The sequence below is a fragment of the Pseudomonas sp. FFUP_PS_473 genome (assembly GCF_002858665.1).
In the GTDB taxonomy this organism is placed as follows: Bacteria; Pseudomonadota; Gammaproteobacteria; order Pseudomonadales; family Pseudomonadaceae; genus Aquipseudomonas; species Aquipseudomonas defluvii.
Genome location: NZ_PJQQ01000025.1, coordinates 20,581 through 42,019, shown reverse-complemented (window position 1 = coordinate 42,019; position 21,439 = coordinate 20,581). Strand labels below are relative to the sequence as shown.

Here is a 21,439-nt window from a genome sequence, read left to right as displayed (position 1 = left end):
GAAATAACAAGCCTGCCCTAAACAACCGGGCACTGGGGAGCCATTCGTCGAACAGGCATTTGAGCGCACGAATTGTCGGCAATCGAATGTGAAAATTCTGTTCAGAAACTTGCCACGCTTCATGAAATCGACTACGGCGCCCTAAGGCGCCGTAGTGCAGCATCAATCGTTGCTGGGCTTGTTTACAGCCTGCAGCACGTATTGCGGCAAGGCAAACGCACCGATGTGAATCTCCGGGTTGTAATAACGCGTAACGATTCCACTGCCGGCGAAACGCTGACGCAGGGTTTCCAGCGGCAGTTTGCGGTAACTGGTGTTGGTAGCGCCCCACGCGAAGGTCATTGCACCGCCGATGTAGGTCGGTACCGCGGCCTGGTAGAAGTGCCAATCGGCGAACAGGCTGCGCATGCGGCTTGCGGTGGTTTGAACTTCAGACAACTGCATGAACGGCGTGCCGTTCTGAGTGACCAGAATACCGCCGTCGTTCAGGCAACGGTGGCAGGCCTGGTAGAAGTTCTCGGAGAACAGCACCTCTCCCGGACCGATCGGGTCAGTGGAGTCGGAGATGATGACGTCGAACTTCTCTTCGGTGGTGGCGACGAACCGCATGCCGTCATCAATGACCAGGTTCAGGCGCGGGTCATCGTAGGCACCCTTGGAGTGCTCCGGCAGGAACTCCTTGCACATGTCGACCACAGTACCGTCGATCTCGACCATGGTGATGTGCTCGACGCCACGGTGCTTGGTCACTTCACGCAACATGCCACCGTCACCGCCGCCAATGATCAGTACGCGCCGCGCAGTGCCATGGGCCAGGATCGGGACGTGGGTGAGCATCTCGTGGTAGATGAACTCATCGGCCTCGGTGGTTTGGATCACACCGTCCAGCGCCATCACGCGCCCCATGCGCGGGTTCTCGAAAATCACCAGGTGCTGGTGCTCGGTACGAACCTCGTGCAGCAGCTTGTCCATGCGAAAGCGCTGGCCATAGCCTTCGTACAACGTCTCCAGGTAGTCGCTCATTGCGGGACCTCCAATAAAAGCGGCTGACAACGGGCGCAAACGCACCCGCCATAGAAAAGGGCGCAGTGTACGTTGTCGATCATGACAGGTCGAATATTCGTCGAGGTACCGCAGGCCGCGCAGGCACCTACAGACGGACATTGCCCCGGGGGCCGGCAATCGCCCAGATGATCAGGCCCAGCACCGGCAACAGCAGGATCAGCAGCACCCAGAGCACCTTGGGCCCGGTCCCTACGCTGCTTTTAATCACGTTGATGATTGCCCAGATGTCCAGGGCCAGGATGATCAGGCCAAGAAAGCCATTAAATGTCGAACCCATGATGCCGCTCCTGTGACGGGATGTGTCACTGAGCATAGCCAGCGCTCAACACCCTGGTGTCCACACCGACTTAAACGTGCAAGGCCAGCCGCAGTGCTTCAAGCGACGGCGCGGCGGAAATCCCGACTTCGGCAGACAACTCAAGCACCCGCTCCAGGTCGTTGCCGTAAACCAGCACGACCTGCAATTCATCGTCGAGCGGCTCACTGAAGTCGAGCAACACATAGCCGCCCGCCTCTTTGTTCATGCTGCTCATCTGGATCTGGATGCGGTTGAGTGCGGTCAAGGCTTCAGTCTTGGCCAATTGCTTGGGCTTGATGTTGAACGCCACATCGGGGCCGAAGGAGGCGACGATCTGGGCGAACAGGTCCTGGTAGCTGTCAGCCTGGAACAGCACGGTGTCCGGCAGGCTGCCCACCACAACCCATTCACCCAGGGGAATCGGGAAGGTGTCGTCGTAGTTGATATCGGGGTTGGCGGCCAGAAACCCGGCTGGATCGGCATACGCCTGAGCGGCTTCGTCAGCGATCCGCTCGATGTCATCCTCACGCAGGCAGCCGGAGCTGATTTTGCCGATGAGTTCGACCAGTTGGTTTTTCATGAGGGGCCCCTTACGACGATAAAAGGCGCCAAGGATAACGGTAAACACCCACCGAGGGTTAGCCGGCCAGCGCTTGCAACTGCGTCACGGCGTCCTGTGCGCCCATGGCCTGGGCTGCGCCTAATGCAGTCATGCCCTTGGCATCTGCACGTTTGGGGTCGGCCCCCTGTGCCAGCAGATAGTCCACGATTGCGGTTCGGTTGAACATCGCCGCCATCATCAATGCCGTACGACCATCAGCCGTCGCCGCCTCGACGCTGGCGCCCTGCTCCACCAGCAGTTGCACCATGGCCAGGTCGCCCTTGAATGCGGCACCGGCAAGCGGCAGTTGGCCATTGTTGTTGGCGACGTGCGGATCGGCACCGTGCTGCAACAACATACGCACCGCCTCGACATGGCCATGGTAGCTGGCAAGCATCAACAGGCTGTCGCCTTTGTGGTTGCAGAGATTGGCCGGCAGCCCCTGCTGCAACAAGCGCTCAAAAGCAACGGCATCACCTTGACGGGCGCAATCGAAAACCTGCTCGGCAAAGGCAATGGCTTCGTCGTTGAGTTGTTCGCAAGTGAGTTGGTCGGACATGGGGGGCTCCTGGCTGCCGGAAAAGCCCAAGTCTTGGCCAGCACGGGCTGGGGGTCAACGCGGAATAACGCATGGATGCAACAGAAGAAATCTATTGGTACGCAGGGGTGCCCGCGAGTGCGCGGCGTCTGCATCGCGGGCAAGCCCGGCTCCTACAGGCTGCGCGGGCTCTGTTGGAGCTGGCTTGCCTGCGATGGCGTCGGTGGGGTGCCCGTGAGTTCGCGGTGGCTGCATCGCGGGCAAGCCCGGCTCCTACAGGTTGCGCGGGCTCTGTTGGAGCTGGCTTGCCTGCGATGGCTTCAGCGGGGTGCCCGTGAGTTCGCGGCGTCTGCATCGCGGGCAAGCCCGGCTCCTACAAGCAGGCTGGCCTGCGATGGTGTCGGTGGGGTGCCCGTGAGTGCGCGGTGGCTGCATCGCGGGCAAGCCCGGCTCCTACAAGCAGGCTTGCCTGTGATGCAAAGCGTCAGAACTGGTTTACGTCGATCAAGGCGAAGCTGACTACATTGCTGTGGCCCGCCAGCTCCCCACCCTGGCGTACCAGCCCGCAGGTCGCCATGCCGGCCTGCTGAGCCGCATCCAGTTCTTCGACGATGTCCGAGAGGAACAGGATCTGCTCTGCCGGCAAATCAATCGCCTGGGCGATGGTGCGGTAGGATTGCGCCTCGCGCTTACCACCGGACGTCGTGTCGAAATACCCGCTGAACAGCGGGGTCAGGTCGCCGGCTTCAGAGCAGCCGAAAATCAGCTTCTGCGCCTGAATGGAGCCCGAGGAATACACATACAGGGCATAGCCTTCCTGATGCCAGCGCTTAAGCGCTTCAACCGCATCCGGGTAGACATGCCCCTTGAGCAGCCCCGCCTGATAGCCCTCGGCCCAGACCATGCCTTGCAACGCCTTGAGTGGCGTGGCCTTGCGGTCTTCAGCAATCCACTGCAGCAAGATTTCAATTACCCGCTCAACGTCAGCGGCGGGTTCATTGCTGTCGGTGCGCACAGCCTGCAATTGGGCCGCCACGGCAGGCTCAGCCGCATGGGTACGGACAAAATCGGGCAGGTGCCTGGCCGCGAACGGAAACAGCACGTCGAAGACAAAACTCACCGCGCTGGTAGTGCCTTCAATGTCGGTGAGGATGGCTTTGATAGTCATGCAGGCTCCGGTCAGTCGTCGATACGCGGGAATTGATCGGCGATTTTGTCGCCGGTGAACTGCGCTACCCAACCCTCAGGGTTGTTGAACAGGCGAATGGCAACGAAATGCGGGTTCTCGCCCATGTCAAACCAGTGAGGGGTGCCGGCCGGTACCGAGATCAGGTCGTTCTTCTCGCAGAGCACGGCGTAGACATACTCGTCGATGTGCAGGGTAAACAGGCCTCGCCCGGCGACGAAAAAGCGCACTTCGTCTTCCGCATGGCGGTGTTCATCCAGAAACTTGGCACGCAGTTCGGCCTTCTGCGGGTGATCACTGTTCAGGCTCACCACATCGACGGTGATGTAGCCGCATTCGGTCATCAGCTTGTCGATCTGGACCTGGTAGGCCGCAATCACCTCTTCCTGGCTAGCGCCCGGCTGGATCGGCGCATTGGCGGCCCAACGCTCGAAGCGCACGCCCTGCTCTGCCAGGGTCGAGGCGATGTCCTCAACGTGGGTCAGCACCTTGTTCGGGATGTCCGGGGTGGACTGGTGGTACACGGTCAGGCTGCTCATCAGGGGCAACTCCTAGTTGTAGCGACTCAACGACCGGTAACCGATCGCACTTTCAATTCACACTCGAAGAGGAATTCGAAGGCTTCGACCTGACGCAACGCATCACTCATGCGCGGGCCCCAGGTGTACAGGCCATGGCCACGGATCAGGTAGCCGACGCAGTCGGGGTGCGCCTCAAGCCAGGGCTGAACCTTGGCCGCCAGGCGGGCGATGTCCTGATCGTTCTCGAAAATCGGCACCTGCACCGTCGACTCGTGGGTCGAGATACCACTGAAGGCTTTCTGCAGTTCATAGTCTTCGAACACCAGGTAGTCCCCAGCGGTCACCCGTGACAACACCGTGGCATTGACCGAGTGGGTATGCAGCACAGCCCCGATGTCTGCCCGCCAGGCGTACAACTGGGTATGCAGCAAGGTTTCCGCCGAGGGTTTCTTGCCCGGCTCCAGGCTATTGCCAGCGAGGTCGGTGGCCAGGACATCGTCCACGCCCAGCTGACCTTTGTGCTTGCCGGAGACCGTCAACAGCGCCTGATCCGCCGCCAGGCGGGTGGAATAGTTGCTGCTGGTGGCCGGCGACCAGCCACGGCCATAGAGAAAGCGCCCGGCTTCGATGATTTCCAAGGCCAATTGTTCACGGGTAAGGCTCATGCCCTGTCCTCTTTCATTCGAGTCGCAATGATAACGGCTGCCGCCACGGCAGCGACGCTGGCAATACTAAAGGTTGTAGTGGGGCCCAGCGCATTCCAGCTGTAGCCCGAGTACAAGGCACCCAATGCGCCACCGGTGCCAGCCAATGCGGCATACAACGCCTGCCCCTGCCCTTGCTGGCGCGCCCCGAAGCTGCGCTGCACGAAGGCGATGGCCGCGGCATGAAAACTGCCGAAGGTGGCCGCGTGCATCAACTGCGCGACCAGCAACACGGCCAGGTGCTCGGCGTACTCGCCCAGCAGCATCCAGCGTAACGCTGCCAACAGGAAACTGGCCAGCAGCACCCGGCGCAACGACACCCGCGCCATGATCCAGCTCATGGCCAGAAACATCAGCACCTCGGCCACCACGCCCAACGACCAGAGCAGGCCAATGGTGCCACGGCTGTACCCCAAGTGCTCAAGGTGCAAGGTCAGAAAGGTGTAGTACGGGCCGTGGCTCAATTGCATCAGGGCCACACATGCATAAAAAGCCAGCACGCCGGGGCGAAGCAATTGCCGGATAAACCCCTCGCCAGCATCGCGCACATGCTGCCCGGGCGGGTGTGCATTGGGCACCCACAGGCTGGCCAGGACGATACCGGCCATGATCACGGCCAGCGCCACCGGGTAGATGTCCAGGCTCAGCCATTCGAACAACCGGCCCAACCCGGCAACCGTCAGGATAAAGCCGATTGACCCCCACAAGCGGACCTGGCTGTAGCGTGCGGTCTGCCCCTGCAAGTGTGCCAGGGTAATGACCTCGAACTGCGGCAGCACCGCGTGCCAGAAGAACGCATGCAGGGCCATCACCAACGCCAGCCAGGCGTAGCTCTTATCGATGAAGATCAGCGAAAAACTCGCCAGCGTCGACAACGCACCAAGCCGCACGATCAGCAGGCGCTGGCCGGTGCGATCCCCCAGCCAGCCCCACAGATTCGGCGCCACGCAGCGCATCAGCATGGGGATGGCCACCAACTCGCCGATCCGCGCACTGGAAAACCCCAGGTGATCGAAGTACAGCGCCAGGAATGGCGCTGTCGAACCGAGCAAGGCGAAATAGAACAGATAGAAGCTGGACAGTCGCCAGTAGGGAATCGGCGCCACGGCTCAAGCGGCCATGGCGCGATCGAACACTCGGGGCATTACAACTGGCCCAGTACCGGCGTGCTGACCTTCACATCGGCATTCTGCCCACGGTGACGCAGCAGGTGGTCCATCAGCACGATGGCCATCATCGCCTCGGCAATCGGGGTGGCACGGATGCCTACGCAAGGGTCGTGGCGCCCTTTGGTGATGACGTCGACCGGGTTACCGTCGATATCGATCGAACGGCCCGGGGTGGTGATGCTCGACGTTGGCTTGAGCGCCAGGTGCGCGACAATCGGCTGACCCGAGGAGATCCCGCCCAGAATGCCGCCAGCGTTGTTGCTGAGGAAACCTTCCGGGGTGAGCTCGTCGCGGTGTTCGGTACCGCGCTGGGCCACGCTGGCGAAGCCCGCACCGATCTCCACACCCTTGACTGCGTTGATGCTCATCAGTGCATGAGCCAGCTCGGCATCCAGGCGATCAAAGATCGGCTCGCCCAGGCCAGGCATGACGCCTTCGGCGACAACGGTGATTTTCGCCCCGACCGAGTCCTGATCGCGACGCAACTGGTCCATGTAGGCTTCCAGCTCTGGCACTTTGTCCGGGTCTGGGCTGAAGAACGCGTTCTGCTCAACCGACTCCCAGGTCTTGAAGGGGATTTCAATCGGCCCCAACTGGCTCATGTAGCCACGAATGGTGATGCCCTGGCTGGCCAGGTACTTCTTGGCGATGGCACCGGCGGCCACCCGCATCGCGGTTTCGCGCGCCGAGCTACGGCCACCGCCACGGTAGTCACGTACACCGTACTTGTGGTGGTAGGTGTAATCGGCATGCGCCGGGCGGAACAGGTCCTTGATCGCCGAGTAGTCCTTGGACTTCTGGTCGGTGTTGCGGATCAACAGGCCAATTGCGCAGCCGGTGGTACGGCCTTCGAAAACGCCAGAGAGGATTTCGACTTCGTCGTCTTCCTGACGTTGCGTGGTGTGGCGGCTGGTGCCAGGCTTGCGCCGGTCCAGGTCGTGTTGCAGGTCGGCCAGCGAAAGCTCGAGGCCCGGCGGGCAGCCGTCGACAATGGCGACCAACGCCGGACCATGGCTTTCGCCAGCGGTGGTGACAGTGAACAGCTTGCCATAGGTATTGCCGGACATGCAGGACGCTCCGCGAATCAGCCTGATTTGAACAAGGCCGCCAGTATACGCACGCTAACCGGCGAGTTCATCCCTGTTGGCGAACCTTCTAGCCCGGTGTTTGTCCAACTTTCATCTTTCCAGCAGCGGCCCTGTAATGTTACGCGCCCTCACCCTGCTTCTTCTGTGCCTCAGCAGCCTCGCCCAAGCGGCGGCCCCCAGCGTTCTACAGCGGCCCCTGGACCTCGATACAGGTGCCGGCATCCTGCGGGGCAGCCTGCTGCTGCCCCGCAGCGAGCGACCGCCGCCCGTGGTGTTGATCATTGCCGGCTCAGGCCCGACCGATCGCGACGGCAACAACCCCAACGGGGCTCACACCGACAACCTCAAACGCCTGGCGCTGCTGCTCGCACGCAACAATATCGCCAGCGTGCGCTATGACAAACGCGGCGTTGCCGCCAGCCTGGAGGCGGCACCCGACGAACGTGACCTGAGCGTCGAGGGTTATGTTGCCGATGCCGTAGCCTGGGGCCGTGCGCTCAACGCCGACCCACGCTTCGGCCCGCTGGTGTTGCTGGGCCACAGCGAAGGTGCATTGATCGCCAGCCTCGCGGCCGAACCGGCCGGGGCCAGTGCAGTAATTGCCGTGGCTGGCAGCGGGCGCCCGGTGCATGACGTGCTGCATGCGCAGATTGCCGAGCGCGTACCTGATCGTTACCAAGCACGGGCCCAGGCGATCATCGACCAGCTCAAAGCCGGCCATACATCGAGCGACGTGCCCCCGCCCTTGCAGGACATTCTGCGCCCCAGCGTTCAACCCTATTTGATTTCACTGTTCCGGCAAGACCCGGCGGCCGCCTTTGCCCGTCTGAAAATCCCGGCGCTGATCGTGCAAGGCAACCATGACGTGCAGGTCAGTGTCGCCGATGCCCTGCGCCTGAAGGCCGCCAAACCCGATGCCGAACTGGCACTGATCGAGGGCATGAACCATATGCTGCGGATCGCCCCGGCTGACGTGCACCAACAACAGCAAAGCTACCTCAACCCGGCCCTGCCACTGGCCAGCGCACTGGGCGAGAGAATTGTCGAGTTTATTCGTCGATTGCCGGCAGCTTGAGCAGAAGTTCCGGAAAAATGCACTCCAGTCCAGGCCAACCCTGCCGATAAGCCGGTGCTGGCATCCGAATTACGGCCAGCCTGCTGCGCACAAGAGGATTGCCGTGATGACCGATGCCCCACCCCAGGATGCCCCCGAAGCAAACGCCGAAACGGCCGCTCCAGAACCTGCCCCGCTGCCGTGGGAAGACCTGAAGCCGGAGCACTTTCGCATGCTGCGCCTGGCCCCGCTGCCGACCGACCGGGCCACCGGTGCGCGGCCCTTGCGTTTCGTCCAGTACGGCTATGCCGAACGGCACAGCAAGACGCACAGCCTGCTGCGCATGGAGATTCGTCTGCCTGGGCAAAAAGTGCGCAAGGAGCAGAATCGCCTCGACATCCGCGTCGACCATGAGACGCACCACGTGAGCTTCGGCCCTGACAGTGGCCTGCAGATGGAGCCACTGAACCGTGGCCTCGGGCGTTTTCTGCTGGCTCAGGGGGTGCAGTGGGCACAACACAAGTGGTCGCACTACCGGATCGAGGGTGCGGCACTCCCGAGCAAGGACGCGCTGAACGAAGACACCCGCCAACGCCGTGACCATGTGCTGAAAAACGTCGGGCTGGAGGTCGAATACGCCGATGTCCAGCACATGAAAGGCCGCTACCTGGAAGTGCAGGTGGGTGAGCTCAAGGGTGGCTGGAACAACGAGAAGGTCCAACAGGTCGAGATCATCGAGGCTGCGGGCATGCTCCAGCAGGCCGAACAGACCCTGCAGGAAAAAGAAACGCAACTGCGTGAGCGGGACGAGCGCGTGAACAAATACAAGCGCGAGGACAGCGGCCTGCGCTTCACCATCACCTGCCTGGTCGCCTTCGCCGTGTTCCAGGCCGGGCTGCTGATCTGGATTGCAACCCACCGCTGACAACCTGCAGGTGCTATCGCTGGCAAGCACCCCACCGTACTTGTGGGGTTTGGCTTGCCAACGATACAGACGCCGCTAGCGCTTACACCCGCGAAGCAAACAGCGCCTGATGCTCACGGCACTGCTGCGCCGTCAGCATGAATACGCCGTGACCACCGCGCTCGAAGTCCAGCCAGGCAAAATCCACCTCGGGGTACAAGGCCGACAGGTGCACCTGGCTGTTGCCCACTTCGACAATCAACAAGCCCTTTTCGGTCAGGTGATCCGCCGCTTCAGCCAGCATCCGCCGGACCAGGTCCAGGCCATCGTCGCCACAGGCAAGGCCCAGTTCCGGCTCATGGTGGTACTCCTGCGGCATGTCGGCGAAGTCTTCGGCATCGACATACGGCGGGTTGGACAGGATCAGGTCGAAACGCTGCCCCGGCAGCCCCTCGAAGCCATCGCCCTGAACCGTAAAGACGCGCTCTTCCAGGCCATGACGCTCGATGTTCTGATTGGCGACTTCCAAGGCCTCGAAGGACAGGTCGGCCAGCACCACTTCAGCGTCCGGGAACACTTCGGCACTGACGATACCAATGCAGCCAGAGCCGGTGCACAGGTCGAGAATGCGCTGCGGCTCTGCCGCCAACCATGGTTCGAAACGCTTTTCGATCAACTCGCCAATGGGTGAACGCGGAATCAGTACACGCTCGTCGACGATGAACGACATACCGCAGAACCATGCCTCACCCAACAGGTAAGCCGTCGGAACGCGGTCTTCGATACGACGCTTGAGCAGTGCCTGAAGGTGCGCCACTTCCTCGTCTTCGAGGCGGCAGTCAAGGTAGCTGTCGGCCACTTCCCATGGCAGGTGAACTGCGCCCAGCACCAGCAGGCGCGCCTCGTCCCAGGCGTTGTCGGCGCCATGGCCGAAGAACAGCTCCTTCTCGTGAAAACGGCTGACAGCCCAACGAATATGGTCGCGCAGGGTGCGCAGGCGGGAAGTGGTCACGGTAGACTCCTAGAGAAACGACCGGCGATTCTAACAGCCTGGCCAGGAATATGGCTGCCCATGACGTTTTAAGCGATTGACCAACATGGCTGCAGGCCACTAACCACGCCGCTTGTACGCTAAGCGATTCACATCTGCGTCCAAGCAGGGGAGAATAGGCAAAAAGCCCTATCCAAAGGAGCCCCTGATGTCCGTTCCAATGACGATGTTCCACCTCAGCGGTCGCGGTTATCCGCCGGCCAAGCTGAGTAACGCCAGCCTGGTGATTATCGATGCGCAGAAAGAGTACCTGAGTGGTCCTCTGGCGCTGTCAGGCATGGACGAAGCCGTGGCCAACATCGGCAAACTGCTCGACGCGGCGCGCAAGGCCGGCCGACCAGTGATTCACGTACGCCACCTCGGTACGGTTGGCGGCCTGTTCGACCCACAGGGCGAACGTGGCGAGTTCATCCCCGGCCTCGAGCCACAGGGCGATGAAGTCATCATCGAAAAACGCATGCCTAACGCGTTCAAGAACACCAAGCTTCATGAAGAACTGCAGAAACTCGGTCATCTGGACCTGATTGTCTGCGGTTTCATGAGCCACTCCAGCGTCAGCACCACCGTACGTCGGGCCAAGGACTACGGCTACCGCTGCACCCTGGTCGAAGATGCCTGCACCACCCGCGACCTGCCCTTCAAGGGCGGCGTGATACCCGCAGCGCAGATCCAGCAAAGTGAAATGGCTATCATGGCCGACAACTTTGCCTGCGTGACCCAAGTCGCTAGCCTGATTTGACCTGACAGCTGGCGGAACCACATCGGTACTTTCAGGTCGAAGGCCCGATATCCATAGAGGAAATCGGAATGAAGTTATCCGATGGTTTCGACGCCAAGCGCCTTCGCTCACGCGAACCGCGTAATTGGTCAATGCGTTTTGCGGCTGCCTTTTCGGCCCTGCTGGCGACCCTTGGCGTACTGCTGGCGATGGCTGGCACCGCCAGCCTGTTGGGCCATGCATCCGCCTTGGGCGAGCTGACCAACAACCGAGCCGCGGCGGCTGTCATCGTCGGCGCGGGCGTGTTGCTGCTGTGGCTGGGCGTATGGCTGTGGCGCCGTTGCCGGGCACGGCTGCGGCGTGGCCGGGAACTCAACCTGGCGCCACACTTGATGAAAAAGCACGATTGAATTAACGAGACGCGGGGAGTCGCGTAAACTGCGCCGCCCAGGCGGAGGCTTACATGCAAGACGACGATTTTTCCCTGTTCAAGAGCGAAGTGCGCGGCGTCAAGCCGATCAAGCATGATCGCGCCGAGATTGGCAAACCCAAGGCCGACCGCAAGCAATTGGCCGGCCTGCGCCAAGCGGCGACCGTGCGCAGCGACCAGACAATAGTCGACGGGCTTTCCGACCAGTTCGTGATCGATGTCGGCCCGGAAGATGACCTGCACTGGAGCCGTGACGGAGTCCAGGAAAGCCAGATGCGCAAGCTCAAGCTTGGGCAGATCGCCTTTGAGGGCAGCCTCGACCTGCATGGCATGAGCGTGGAAAAAGCCCGGGAAACCCTCTGGGACTTCCTCGCCGAAGCCACCCGCTTCGAAGTGCGCTGTGTACGGGTCACCCACGGCAAGGCGGTACGCCTGGATGGCAAGCGGCCAATGATCAAGAGCCACGTCAACACCTGGCTGCGTCAACATCCGCAGGTGCTGGGTTTCACCTCCTGTCAGGCCCGTCACGGCGGCACTGGCGCAGTGTATGTCATGCTCAAACGTACCATGCTCGAAGGCCGCGACGAGTAAGCTGTGCTTGCAGCGCCGCCGCCGCCGCCGTACCCTTCGCGTTTGCGATTATTCCCCACAGGTAGATCCATGTCCCTGGAACAGAACTACACCGCGATCCTCGGCCAACTGGGCGAGGATGTCTCCCGCGAGGGCCTGCTCGACACGCCCAAGCGTGCCGCGAAGGCCATGCAGTACCTTTGCCGCGGTTATTCCCAAACCCTGGAAGAGGTGACCAACGGAGCGCTGTTCAGCTCCGACAACAGCGAAATGGTCCTGGTCAAGGACATCGAGCTGTACTCGCTGTGCGAGCACCACCTGCTGCCGTTCATCGGCAAGGCGCATGTTGCCTACATCCCGTCTGGCAAGGTGCTGGGCCTGTCGAAAGTCGCGCGTATCGTCGACATGTACGCCCGCCGCCTGCAGATCCAGGAAAACCTCAGCCGCCAGATCGCCGATGCTGTCCAGCAAGTGACTGGTGCCCTCGGCGTGGCCGTGGTCATTGAAGCCAAGCACATGTGCATGATGATGCGCGGCGTAGAAAAGCAGAACTCGTCCATGGTCACCTCGGTGATGCTGGGTGAGTTCCGCGAAAATTCCGCCACCCGCAGCGAGTTCCTCAACCTGATCAAATGATCGGTTGTACACCTTCAAGCCGACCTCACGGGGTCGGCTTTTTATTATGAGATGCCGTCATGATCGTCAAAGCCCTTCGCATTGGCCTCGGCCAACTGATCGTCGTTCTCGACCTGATCACCCGCCCGCGCAAACTCAAGCGTGACCCAGCCGCACAAGCCAAGATCGAACAGCATGCAAAAGGCCTGAGCCTGTATCAGTTCCACGCCTGCCCCTTCTGCGTGAAGACCCGCCGCACCCTGCACCGCCTGAACGTGCCAGTGGCCCTGCGTGATGCAAAGAACGACGAACAGCATCGCCAGGCCCTGCTGGAAGGTGGCGGCAAGATCAAAGTGCCGTGCCTGCGCATCGAAGAAGACGGCAAGACCACCTGGATGTATGAATCCAAGGCGATCATCGCGTACCTGGATCAGCGCTTCTCAGCAGCCTGAGGCGACGCCATCGCAGGCAAGCCAGCTCCAACAGAGCCCGCATAACCCACATGCCCTGCGCGGCCCACGGTGGCAGGCGCCGCGACTTCAGATAGTTAGCCCGGCATGGTCACATGGCGAGGATGGCTGGCCACGCGCTTGAGCCATGCCTGGATCGCCGGGTAACCAGAAAGGTCGAAGCCGCCTTCATGGGCGACATGGGTGTAGGCATACAAGGCCACGTCGGCTATCGAATACTTATCGCCCACCAGATAAGGCGTTAGCTGCAGCTGCTTCTCCATCACCCGCAGCGCCTTGTGCCCACCTTTTTGCAGCTTCTTGTACTCGTCCAGCCGGTCTTCAGGCAGCCTCAGGTAGAACTGGATGAAACGCGCCACGGCCAGGTAAGGCTCATGGCTGTACTGCTCGAAAAACTGCCATTGAAGCACCTGGGTTCGCAGGCGCGGCTCGGTGGGCAAATACTCCGTACCGTCCGCGAGGAAGTTCAAAATGGCGTTGGACTCCCACAGGCAGGTGCCGTCCTCAAGCTCCAGCACCGGCACCTTGCCGTTGGGGTTCTTGGCGAGAAACTCGGGGGTCTCGGTGTCGCCATTGAGGATGTTGATAGGGTGCCACTCATAGGGCAGGTTCAGCAGGTGGAGCATCAGCTTGATCTTGTAGCAGTTGCCCGACTGGTAATCACCATAGACCTTGTACATTTCCCCTCCCCATTTGAGTGCTGAAACGAAACTGTCTGCAATCGTTGGTGACTGTACGGCCAAATGCAACGATTGCTGTACTGCAAACATCGAGGTGGTGCAGGTTAGTCTGAAAAATCTGCTTACACACGAACAAGGACTGCCCGCATGACCGACGCCACTTCTGCGCACCTGCGCCCACTGGCCGATTCTTCCCCCTCCGCAGTGGTCGCCGGCTTTATCGCCATGCTCACCGGCTACACCAGTTCATTGGTGTTGATGTTCCAGGCGGGTCAGGCGGCTGGGCTTAGCAGCGGGCAGATTTCTTCCTGGATCTGGGCCCTGTCGATTGGCATGGCGGTTTGCAGCATCGGCCTGTCGTTACGCTACCGCACACCGGTGACCATCGCCTGGTCAACCCCGGGGGCAGCGTTGTTGATTACCAGCCTGGGCGGCGTCAGCTATGGCGAAGCCATCGGCGCCTACATCACCTGCGCCGTGCTGGTAGTGATCTGCGGCCTGACCGGGAGCTTCGAGCGCTTGGTCAAGCGCATCCCTGCCTCGTTGGCGTCGGCCTTGCTGGCGGGCATTCTGTTCAAGATCGGCAGCGAGATTTTCATTGCAGCCCAGCACCGCACCCTGCTGGTACTGGGGATGTTCTTCAGCTACCTGGTGATCAAGCGCCTTTCGCCTCGCTATGCGGTGCTCGCGGCCTTGCTGGTGGGTACGGCGCTGTCCGGCGCCCTTGGCCTGCTGGATTTCAGCGGCTTCAGCCTGGAAGTGGCAACGCCGGTGTGGACAACCCCGTCCTTCTCACTCGCCGCCACCATCAGCATTGGTATCCCGCTGTTTGTCGTCGCCATGACGTCGCAAAACATGCCAGGTATCGCTGTGCTGCGCGCCGATGGTTATCAAGTGCCAGCCTCGCCACTGATCACGGTCACTGGCCTGGCCTCGCTGGTGCTAGCACCATTCGGCTCGCACGGCATCAACCTCGCAGCCATCAGCGCGGCGATCTGCACCGGCCCGCACGCGCATGAAGACCCGAGCAAGCGCTACACCGCCGCCGTCTGGTGCGGGATTTTCTACGGTATTGCCGGGGTATTCGGGGCGACGTTGGCGGCCTTGTTCGCGGCGCTGCCCAAGGAGCTGGTGCTGTCGATTGCCGCCCTGGCGCTGTTTGGCTCGATCATGAACGGGTTGACCGTGGCCATGAACGAAGCCAAGGAGCGTGAAGCAGCACTGATCACCTTTATGGTCACCGCCTCGGGCTTCACGCTGTTTTCCGTGGGTTCGGCGTTCTGGGGGATCGTGGCCGGGGTGCTGACGCTAATGATTCTGAACTGGCGCAAGGCCGCCTGAGCGCAGCGGCCTTAGGTGGGCAGCACCAGCCCTCACAAGCGGAAGTGCCCAACCATCCCTTTCAACTCGGTGCCCAGCTGTGCCAGTTCAATACTTGAACTGGCATTGCCCTGCATGGCCAGCGCGGACTGATCAGCACTGCAGCGAATGTTGCTGACGCTACGGTTGATCTCCTCCGCCACCGAACTCTGCTGCTCGGCAGCGGCGGCAATCTGCTGATTCATCTGCTGAATCAACGACACTGCAGCCGCAATACTGCCCAAGGCACTCTCCGTCTGCAGTGCATCGGCAACCGCCAGCTTGACCAGCTCACCACTGCCCTGAATCTGTTCAACCGAAGCCTGGGCGTTACTGCGCAGGCTGCTGACCAACCGCTCGATTTCTTCGGTGGACTGCTGGGTACGCTTGGCCAGTGCCCGCACCTCATCCGCGACCACCGCAAAACCACGCCCCTGCTCGCCTGCCCGTGCGGCTTCGATGGCCGCGTTGAGCGCCAGCAGGTTGGTCTGCTCCGCCACGCTCTTGATCACCTCGAGCACCTTGCCGATGTTCTGCACCTCGGCACTCAAGCGCTCGATGCCTTCACTGGCCGACGTAGAAGCACTGGCCAACGCCTCGATACGCTGCATGCTCTGGCGCACCACCTGATGGCCGCTCTCAACCTTGTCATCCGCCGCCTGGGCCGCTTGAGCGGCTTCTTCGGCATTGCGGGCCACATCGTGAACGGTCGCGGTCATCTGGTGCATGGCCGTGGCAACCTGTTCCGTTTCCTCCTTCTGGCTGCTGACCTCACGGTTAGTCTGCTCGGTGACGGCCGACAACGACTGAGCATTGCCGGCCAACTGCTCGATACCTACCTGCAACCCACTGACGATACCCGCCAGGCCACTGCCCATCTGCTGCATGGCCAGAAGCAACTGGCCCACCTCATCATGCCGATCAACGGCAATGTCGCCGCTCAAATCGCCAGCAGCGATCTGCTGAGCACGGCCAATCACCCGGCGCAGCGGCCCAACGATTGCCCGCGTAATCAACCATGCGGCAACAACACCGACCACCAGCGCCAACACTGAAGCGGCAATAATCAGCCAGGTGTTGCGCCCAAGCTCAGCCTGCATGGCCGCTTCTTCGGCGGTCGACGCCTGATCGACCTGCGCCATGACCTGCTCGGCGCGCTGCTGCAGCTGCTGTTTAAGTTGTTGTTCGCGGGCCAGCAGGTCGGTGTATTCGCCGAGCTTCTCACCAAAGCTGGCAATATGGGTGGCCACCTCCGTGAGCACGGCCTGGTAACCGGCATCCTGCACACTGCCCTTCAATTGCGCGACCAGCGCTGCCGCTTGTTCCGCCTGCTCGATACGCCCCTGACGAACGTCCTCTGCGCCCTTGCGGCTCTGCTCCAGACGTACCCGGGCCTCGTCCATGGCCAGCAGCATCAGCCGCGCCACCTGGGCGACCTGACCGGCCTGCTCAACGAACTCCGCCCCTCGCGTGCCCTGTGAGTCTTTCAGGGTCCAGGTGCCGTCATCCGCGAGCCCGGCTTGCAAGACGTCAAGGTTGTTGGCCACGCTGGAAACCGACCAATTGGCCATGTCCAGCGCCAGCTCCTTGGCCTGAGTCAACTCGACGACCTGGTCGAATGCCTGGCGATAGGCAAGCAGTGACGGTTCGACACTCGCGCTGGCCAGCTGCGGCAGTTCACGGGCCTGCGCCTGCAAAACCTCCACCCCTTGGTGCAAGGCTTCAACCGCCTTGGGATCGGACGTCAGCGCGTAGGTCTGCTCACGCAGGCGTACCTGCAACAACGCATCGTTGACCGCAGTCATTTGCTTGAGGCCATCGAAACGTTTGCCAACGCCAAACAACGCAGCAACACCCAGCCCCGCCACCAGCGTCGTCAACAACAACACCAGGCTAAACCCAAGGCCCATCTTGCGAGCCATTCCCCAATTGGCAAAACCACCCTTGCTGGCCGAATTCATTGCGCCCCGCTCCCCTGCTGCCATCCCGGAAACCCCGGAAAATCCCCAGGACGCAGAGTGGCAATCACGCAAGCCGCCGCACAAGCCTTTGGCGTCGGAATAATGGCAAAAAGCTAGGTGTGCGTCGTTTTCAGTAACCTGAAGGTCGCGCTGAAGATGCCTGGGTTACTGCCTGAAAATACCCGCAGTACGTGACAGGCCACATTCGGCAAACAGCCCTTCAGGCTCAATCACCCAGATCAATCATCGAGTATTTCGCCAAACGCTAACCCTTGCCGATAAAGCCCGCAGGGGCTATGAACAGGCTTGACCTTTTCATTAGAGAACGACGCCATGCCCGCCTTGAACAACCGCCGTTTCCTGCTCGCCAAACGCCCAGTGGGCGCCGTGACGCGGGATGACTTCACCTTTGAGCAGGTGCCCGTCGACGAACCGGCAGACGGCCAGGTGCTGGTCAAAAACCTCTACCTGTCACTAGACCCGGCCATGCGCGGCTGGATGAATGAGGGCAAGTCCTACATTCCACCAGTGGCACTCGGTGAAGTGATGCGCGCCCTGGGCGTTGGTGAAGTGATCGCCTCCAAACACCCCGACTTCGCCGTGGGCGACTACGTCAACGGCGCACTCGGCGTACAAGACTACTTCCTCGGGGCGCCCAAAGGCTTCTACACCATCGATCCACGGCTGGCACCGCTGCCGCGCTACCTGTCGGCACTGGGCATGACCGGCATGACCGCCTACTTCGCTCTGCTGGACGTTGGCGCACCCAAGGCCGGTGAAACCGTGGTGATATCCGGCGCGGCCGGTGCGGTCGGCAGCATCGCCGGGCAGATCGCCAAACTCAAAGGGTGCCGCGTGGTCGGTATTGCCGGTGGGCAGGAGAAGTGCCGCTACCTGATCGATGAGCTGGGCTTCGACGGCGTCATTGACTACAAAGCCGAAGACGTCCTCGAAGGCCTCAAGCGCGAGTGCCCCAAGGGTGTGGATATCTATTTCGACAACGTTGGTGGCGACATCCTGGATGCCGTGCTCACCCGCCTGAACTTCAAGGCGCGGGTGGTGATTTGCGGCGCCATCAGCCAGTACAACAACAAGCAGGCGGTCAAAGGGCCGGCCAACTACCTGTCGCTACTGGTGAATCGGGCACGGATGGAAGGCTTTGTGGTGATGGACCACGCCCCGCAGTTTGCCGCCGCCGCGCAGGAAATCGCCGGCTGGCTGGCCACCGGCATGCTGAAAAGCCGGGAGGACGTGGTCGAAGGGCTGGAAACCTTCCCCGAAACCCTGTTGAAGCTGTTTAACGGGGAAAATTTCGGCAAGCTGGTGCTTAAGCCCTGATCTCGGCAACCACGTCGGCCAGCGCCTTGGCTGGATCGGCGGCCTGGCTGATCGGACGACCGATCACCAGGTAGTCGGAGCCGGCATCCAGCGCCTGACGAGGTGTCAGGATACGGCGCTGGTCATCCTGAGCGCTGCCCGCAGGGCGGATACCCGGGGTGACCAGTTGCAGCGACGGGTGAGCCGCCTTCAGCGCCGGGGCTTCCAGAGCCGAGCAGACCAGGCCGTCCATACCGGCCTTCTCGGCCAGCGCAGCCAGGCGCAGCACCTGCTCTTGCGGCTCGATGTCCAGACCGATGCCGGCCAGGTCTTCGCGCTCCATGCTGGTGAGCACGGTAACACCAATCAGCAGCGGCTGCGGGCCGCTGCGCTTGGCCAGCACGTCACGGCAGGCCGCCATCATGCGCAGGCCACCGGAGCAATGCACGTTCACCATCCACACGCCCATTTCGGCAGCCGCTTTGACAGCCATTGCGGTGGTGTTCGGAATGTCGTGGAATTTCAGGTCGAGAAACACCTCGAAGCCTTTTTCACACAGGCTCTCGACGATGCCCGAAGCGCTGCTGGTGAACAGCTCCTTACCGACTTTGACCCGGCACAGGCTAGGGTCCAGCTGATCGGCCAGCTTCAGGGCGGCGTCACGGGAGGGGAAATCCAGGGCGACGATAATAGGCGTCTGGCAGACGGACATGGGCAAGTCTCTTGGCAAGTCGAAATCGGCGCGCATTGTAGCCGATGCAGCGGTGCAAGGGGGCCAACTGATGACGAATTCGCCGTCAACCCGCTCGCCCTCTTATACTTCAGGTACTACACCCAACACTGGACAAGGAGCACCCCATGCCTTGGTATGCCTGGTTGATCCTGGTGGTTGCCCTTGGCTCCATCATAGGCGGCCTGATGCTGCTGCGCGACACCGCACAAAAACTGCCGCTGACCGAAGAACAGCTCAAGCGCATTCACGAACGCAACGCCGAAATGGACGCCAAAGACGCCAAGGACCGCTAAACATACGGGACCGAGCCCGCCCGAAAAAATAGACTGCCCACCAAGGGTTGGATTTGTGTCCAATTTCTCGGAGGCAGTCCAAAAAGTAGGAGCGGGCTTGCCCGCGATGGAAGGCAACACCTCCCCAGCGCCAAACGCTCACAACGCCGCGCCGACACATCCGCCCCACTCCCGATCAGTTAACCGTCAACTTATCGCGATTGCGCTCCAGCAGCGCTTTGCCAATACCCTTGACCTCCAGCAGCTCATCAACCGACGCAAAGTCCCCGTGAGCCTCACGGTAGGCGACGATAGCCTCGGCCTTGGCTTTACCGATACCGGTCAATTCACTTTGCAGGGCAGCGGCACTGGCTTTATTCAAATCAACCTTACCCACGCTTTGCTCAACAACAACCTGAGCGACAGGCTGGGCCGGGGCAGTTGGCGCCGCCGACGCGGGCAATGAAAAGGTCGCGAACAGGGCTAACAGCAGAGAGGACAAGTACATATGGCGCATAAGGTGACACTCCTTAGGTCGTTTGCTTGCTGAGGCAGCTTTTCCTTGGCTGCCCCTGAAACCTAGCCCCTGGGTACCGTGCGTCAAACGCGATAAGCCGAGGATTTTTTACTAAATTCGACAACGCGTTCGCCCCCAGCCTTGCCTGCATACCTCAACAGACACCCACCCAAACGAATGCAAAATTCGTAAAGGAAATGTAAAAAAAATGTAAAAAAACCTAAAAATGCTATGTTCCTCAGTCACATGGCATTTTGATATAGGGCTTCAAACGTGGGCAGGGATGCGAAACAACTGGTCAAGGACTTCCCTTTTACCTACACCCATCAGCGCTCGACCCTGCACTTCAGCACGCCGATTACGCCCCGTGTGGCTGACGCGATGAAACATTTGCTAAACCAGGCACGCCAAGACAAACGCGTGAGTGCGCCGGTACTCAGCAGCGGTTGCCGCCTGTTCGCAAAACGCCAGCCCATCGACACCTTCAAGAAAAAAATACGTATCGCCAGAGGCCGCGCCAAACGTTGCGGCATGTATGACTGGCCCATAGAAGAGTTGATGAACACGGCTGAAGCCCAACGGCGCGGTGTACGCGTGCCGTCGTTGATCGCCTTTGGCTACACCCGCTCGCCTGTGGGGCTGGCAAACGACGTGATCATCATCACCGAGCTACTGCCCGACCACACCGATGGCCTGGAATGGGTGAATGCCAACTCTCATGGGGTTGAACACCTCATCGCAAAAACGTTCGAATTGCTGCACGCCCTGAACAGCAAAGGCATCATCCACATGGACCTGTGGGCCGCGAATGTGATGCTCGCCAACACCGGCGACGCCCCTGCCCATGCCATCGACCTTGAAAACTGCTTCCTGAGATCGCCCGACGACCTGAGCGAAACCCTGGGCTTTCAGTTTGGCTTTTTCTACCACCGGGAAATTTATCGGTTCATCACAGAAGCGCGGTATGACGCGCTGGTGTATGACGCGCTGAACGCGTACCCAGCTGTGGATAAGTCACGGTTTGCCGAGGTGTACGAGGAGAGCAAGCACCAGCATATTGGGCGCAAGGAACGGCGGGGATGGTTCGTTATTAATAAAAAAGAAAAGAATAAATCTAGAAAATTCTAAGCCCAACAGTAACCCCAAACGCATACAATAAAAACCTAAACATGACCTAAAGGCATGAGGTCTCGCCATCACCCTAAACTATTCCATATAGCGCCACCCAATACAACAGACAAGTACACACTCGCAATCCAGCACAAATAACGTATAACAACCTACAGAATTTTATTAACGTAAAATTTCACCGCAGTGGCCTGCACGCCAGCGAGAAAGCAAATAACCAAACACCAAACTTCGCCGACATTAATACCCCCAACACAAAATCAAAGCTTTAAGCTCAACATCAAGTGCAAAGACCAGTGCAAACACACCGCAACCACGCCCTAAACTAAAAGCAAAAACGCAATACATAACATATTACGCATTGCGACATAGACAGCCAATTAACCGTCGCACAACTATAAATAAAATTTAAAATATTCAGACTCCCACACAAAGCATCTTGCACATCAGCAGCAAATTAACATAGGCGCCAAATGTGAGCCTTAGTCGC

General features: G+C 60.5%; 25 protein-coding genes and 1 pseudogene. 11 read left to right on the top strand and 15 right to left on the bottom strand.

From position 1 onward, the window contains the following. Positions 1–162: 162 nt before the first annotated feature. From speE to aroC, 9 genes are all read right to left on the bottom strand, one after another. Entirely contained in the window at positions 163–1,023 is an 861-nt protein-coding gene (gene speE, locus CYD26_RS17325) for a polyamine aminopropyltransferase (RefSeq protein WP_065759885.1), read from the bottom strand. 127 nt (positions 1,024–1,150) lie between these two features. Beyond that, complete coding sequence (locus tag CYD26_RS17320) at positions 1,151–1,342, bottom strand: PLDc N-terminal domain-containing protein (RefSeq protein WP_099775484.1); 192 nt, start codon at positions 1,340–1,342, stop codon at positions 1,151–1,153. 70 nt (positions 1,343–1,412) lie between these two features. After that, positions 1,413–1,943 carry a hypothetical protein gene (locus CYD26_RS17315; protein ID WP_065759883.1) on the bottom strand — a complete coding sequence of 177 codons (531 nt, stop codon included), beginning with the start codon at positions 1,941–1,943 and terminating at the stop codon, positions 1,413–1,415. 58 nt (positions 1,944–2,001) lie between these two features. Beyond that, positions 2,002–2,523: an ankyrin repeat domain-containing protein gene (locus CYD26_RS17310; RefSeq protein ID WP_102053191.1), complete on the bottom strand. Its 522-nt coding sequence runs from the start codon at positions 2,521–2,523 to the stop codon at positions 2,002–2,004. 463 nt (positions 2,524–2,986) lie between these two features. Next, entirely contained in the window at positions 2,987–3,670 is a 684-nt protein-coding gene (gene mtnC / locus CYD26_RS17305; RefSeq protein ID WP_065759881.1) for an acireductone synthase, read from the bottom strand. 11 nt (positions 3,671–3,681) lie between these two features. Next, positions 3,682–4,227 carry an acireductone dioxygenase gene (locus CYD26_RS17300; protein ID WP_102053190.1) on the bottom strand — a complete coding sequence of 182 codons (546 nt, stop codon included), beginning with the start codon at positions 4,225–4,227 and terminating at the stop codon, positions 3,682–3,684. A gap of 26 nt (positions 4,228–4,253) precedes the next feature. Further along, positions 4,254–4,874, bottom strand: a complete 621-nt coding sequence (locus tag CYD26_RS17295; protein ID WP_102053189.1) for a methylthioribulose 1-phosphate dehydratase — start codon at positions 4,872–4,874, stop codon at positions 4,254–4,256. Beyond that, positions 4,871–6,019 carry an MFS transporter gene (locus CYD26_RS17290; RefSeq protein ID WP_102053188.1) on the bottom strand — a complete coding sequence of 383 codons (1,149 nt, stop codon included), beginning with the start codon at positions 6,017–6,019 and terminating at the stop codon, positions 4,871–4,873. Before CYD26_RS17290 ends, CYD26_RS17295 begins: the two co-directional genes overlap by 4 nt. Before the next feature lie 38 nt (positions 6,020–6,057). Then, positions 6,058–7,149, bottom strand: a complete 1,092-nt coding sequence (gene aroC, locus CYD26_RS17285; RefSeq protein ID WP_065759877.1) for a chorismate synthase — start codon at positions 7,147–7,149, stop codon at positions 6,058–6,060. Positions 7,150–7,285: 136 nt separating this feature from the next. Here aroC and CYD26_RS17280 point away from each other — a divergent pair, with 136 nt between their 5' ends. Both CYD26_RS17280 and CYD26_RS17275 read left to right on the top strand, forming a co-directional pair. Then, on the top strand, positions 7,286–8,245 hold the full coding sequence (locus CYD26_RS17280) for an alpha/beta hydrolase (RefSeq protein WP_102053187.1): 960 nt from the start codon (positions 7,286–7,288) through the stop codon (positions 8,243–8,245). Positions 8,246–8,351: 106 nt separating this feature from the next. Then, entirely contained in the window at positions 8,352–9,149 is a 798-nt protein-coding gene (locus CYD26_RS17275; protein ID WP_102053186.1) for a hypothetical protein, read from the top strand. A gap of 82 nt (positions 9,150–9,231) precedes the next feature. Here the strand turns inward: CYD26_RS17275 and prmB are convergent, their stop codons facing one another. Continuing rightward, a complete protein-coding gene (gene prmB, locus CYD26_RS17270; protein WP_065759874.1) occupies positions 9,232–10,140 on the bottom strand; it encodes a 50S ribosomal protein L3 N(5)-glutamine methyltransferase in 909 nt (302 codons plus the stop codon). Positions 10,141–10,327: 187 nt separating this feature from the next. Between prmB and CYD26_RS17265 the strand changes: the two genes are divergently transcribed. The 5 genes from CYD26_RS17265 to CYD26_RS17245 all read left to right on the top strand — a co-directional run bounded on the left by CYD26_RS17265 (position 10,328) and on the right by CYD26_RS17245 (position 12,964). After that, positions 10,328–10,918, top strand: a complete 591-nt coding sequence (locus tag CYD26_RS17265) for a cysteine hydrolase family protein (protein WP_065759873.1) — start codon at positions 10,328–10,330, stop codon at positions 10,916–10,918. A 68-nt stretch (positions 10,919–10,986) separates the two neighbouring features. Then, entirely contained in the window at positions 10,987–11,307 is a 321-nt protein-coding gene (locus CYD26_RS17260) for a hypothetical protein (RefSeq protein WP_102053185.1), read from the top strand. 53 nt (positions 11,308–11,360) lie between these two features. After that, positions 11,361–11,918: a Smr/MutS family protein gene (locus CYD26_RS17255; protein WP_065759871.1), complete on the top strand. Its 558-nt coding sequence runs from the start codon at positions 11,361–11,363 to the stop codon at positions 11,916–11,918. A gap of 69 nt (positions 11,919–11,987) precedes the next feature. After that, positions 11,988–12,533 carry a GTP cyclohydrolase I FolE gene (folE, locus tag CYD26_RS17250; protein ID WP_102053184.1) on the top strand — a complete coding sequence of 182 codons (546 nt, stop codon included), beginning with the start codon at positions 11,988–11,990 and terminating at the stop codon, positions 12,531–12,533. Between the two features lie 59 nt (positions 12,534–12,592). Continuing rightward, positions 12,593–12,964 (top strand): glutathione S-transferase N-terminal domain-containing protein, encoded by a 372-nt coding sequence (locus tag CYD26_RS17245; RefSeq protein WP_099775493.1) that lies wholly within the window; start codon positions 12,593–12,595, stop codon positions 12,962–12,964. A gap of 95 nt (positions 12,965–13,059) precedes the next feature. Here CYD26_RS17245 and CYD26_RS17240 read toward each other — a convergent pair whose 3' ends face one another. Further along, complete coding sequence (locus CYD26_RS17240) at positions 13,060–13,662, bottom strand: glutathione S-transferase family protein (RefSeq protein WP_102053183.1); 603 nt, start codon at positions 13,660–13,662, stop codon at positions 13,060–13,062. A 147-nt stretch (positions 13,663–13,809) separates the two neighbouring features. Here CYD26_RS17240 and CYD26_RS17235 point away from each other — a divergent pair, with 147 nt between their 5' ends. After that, entirely contained in the window at positions 13,810–15,003 is a 1,194-nt protein-coding gene (locus CYD26_RS17235; RefSeq protein WP_102053182.1) for a benzoate/H(+) symporter BenE family transporter, read from the top strand. A gap of 32 nt (positions 15,004–15,035) precedes the next feature. Here the strand turns inward: CYD26_RS17235 and CYD26_RS25995 are convergent, their stop codons facing one another. Beyond that, the gene (locus tag CYD26_RS25995; RefSeq protein WP_371917241.1) at positions 15,036–15,899 is read right to left on the bottom strand and encodes a methyl-accepting chemotaxis protein; all 864 of its coding nucleotides are present in this window, start codon (positions 15,897–15,899) and stop codon (positions 15,036–15,038) included. A gap of 3 nt (positions 15,900–15,902) precedes the next feature. After that, positions 15,903–16,121, bottom strand: a pseudogene (locus CYD26_RS25990) (HAMP domain-containing protein); the annotation flags it as partial. Positions 16,122–17,315: 1,194 nt separating this feature from the next. Here CYD26_RS25990 and CYD26_RS17225 point away from each other — a divergent pair. After that, positions 17,316–18,320, top strand: coding sequence for an NADP-dependent oxidoreductase (locus CYD26_RS17225; RefSeq protein ID WP_102053180.1), 1,005 nt, complete (start codon positions 17,316–17,318; stop codon positions 18,318–18,320). On the opposite strand, the gene pyrF is transcribed toward CYD26_RS17225, so the two are convergent. Next, positions 18,310–19,011: an orotidine-5'-phosphate decarboxylase gene (gene pyrF / locus CYD26_RS17220; RefSeq protein ID WP_102053179.1), complete on the bottom strand. Its 702-nt coding sequence runs from the start codon at positions 19,009–19,011 to the stop codon at positions 18,310–18,312. The two genes, CYD26_RS17225 and pyrF, sit on opposite strands and share 11 nt — an antisense overlap. A gap of 146 nt (positions 19,012–19,157) precedes the next feature. On the opposite strand from pyrF, the gene CYD26_RS17215 reads away from it, so the two are divergent. Then, the gene (locus tag CYD26_RS17215) at positions 19,158–19,325 is read left to right on the top strand and encodes a DUF2897 family protein (RefSeq protein ID WP_065759863.1); all 168 of its coding nucleotides are present in this window, start codon (positions 19,158–19,160) and stop codon (positions 19,323–19,325) included. 175 nt (positions 19,326–19,500) lie between these two features. Here the strand turns inward: CYD26_RS17215 and CYD26_RS17210 are convergent, their stop codons facing one another. Beyond that, a complete protein-coding gene (locus tag CYD26_RS17210; RefSeq protein WP_102053178.1) occupies positions 19,501–19,821 on the bottom strand; it encodes a helix-hairpin-helix domain-containing protein in 321 nt (106 codons plus the stop codon). Positions 19,822–20,094: 273 nt separating this feature from the next. Between CYD26_RS17210 and CYD26_RS17205 the strand changes: the two genes are divergently transcribed. Then, positions 20,095–20,949 carry a lipopolysaccharide kinase InaA family protein gene (locus tag CYD26_RS17205; RefSeq protein ID WP_256588043.1) on the top strand — a complete coding sequence of 285 codons (855 nt, stop codon included), beginning with the start codon at positions 20,095–20,097 and terminating at the stop codon, positions 20,947–20,949. Positions 20,950–21,439 lie beyond the last annotated feature (490 nt).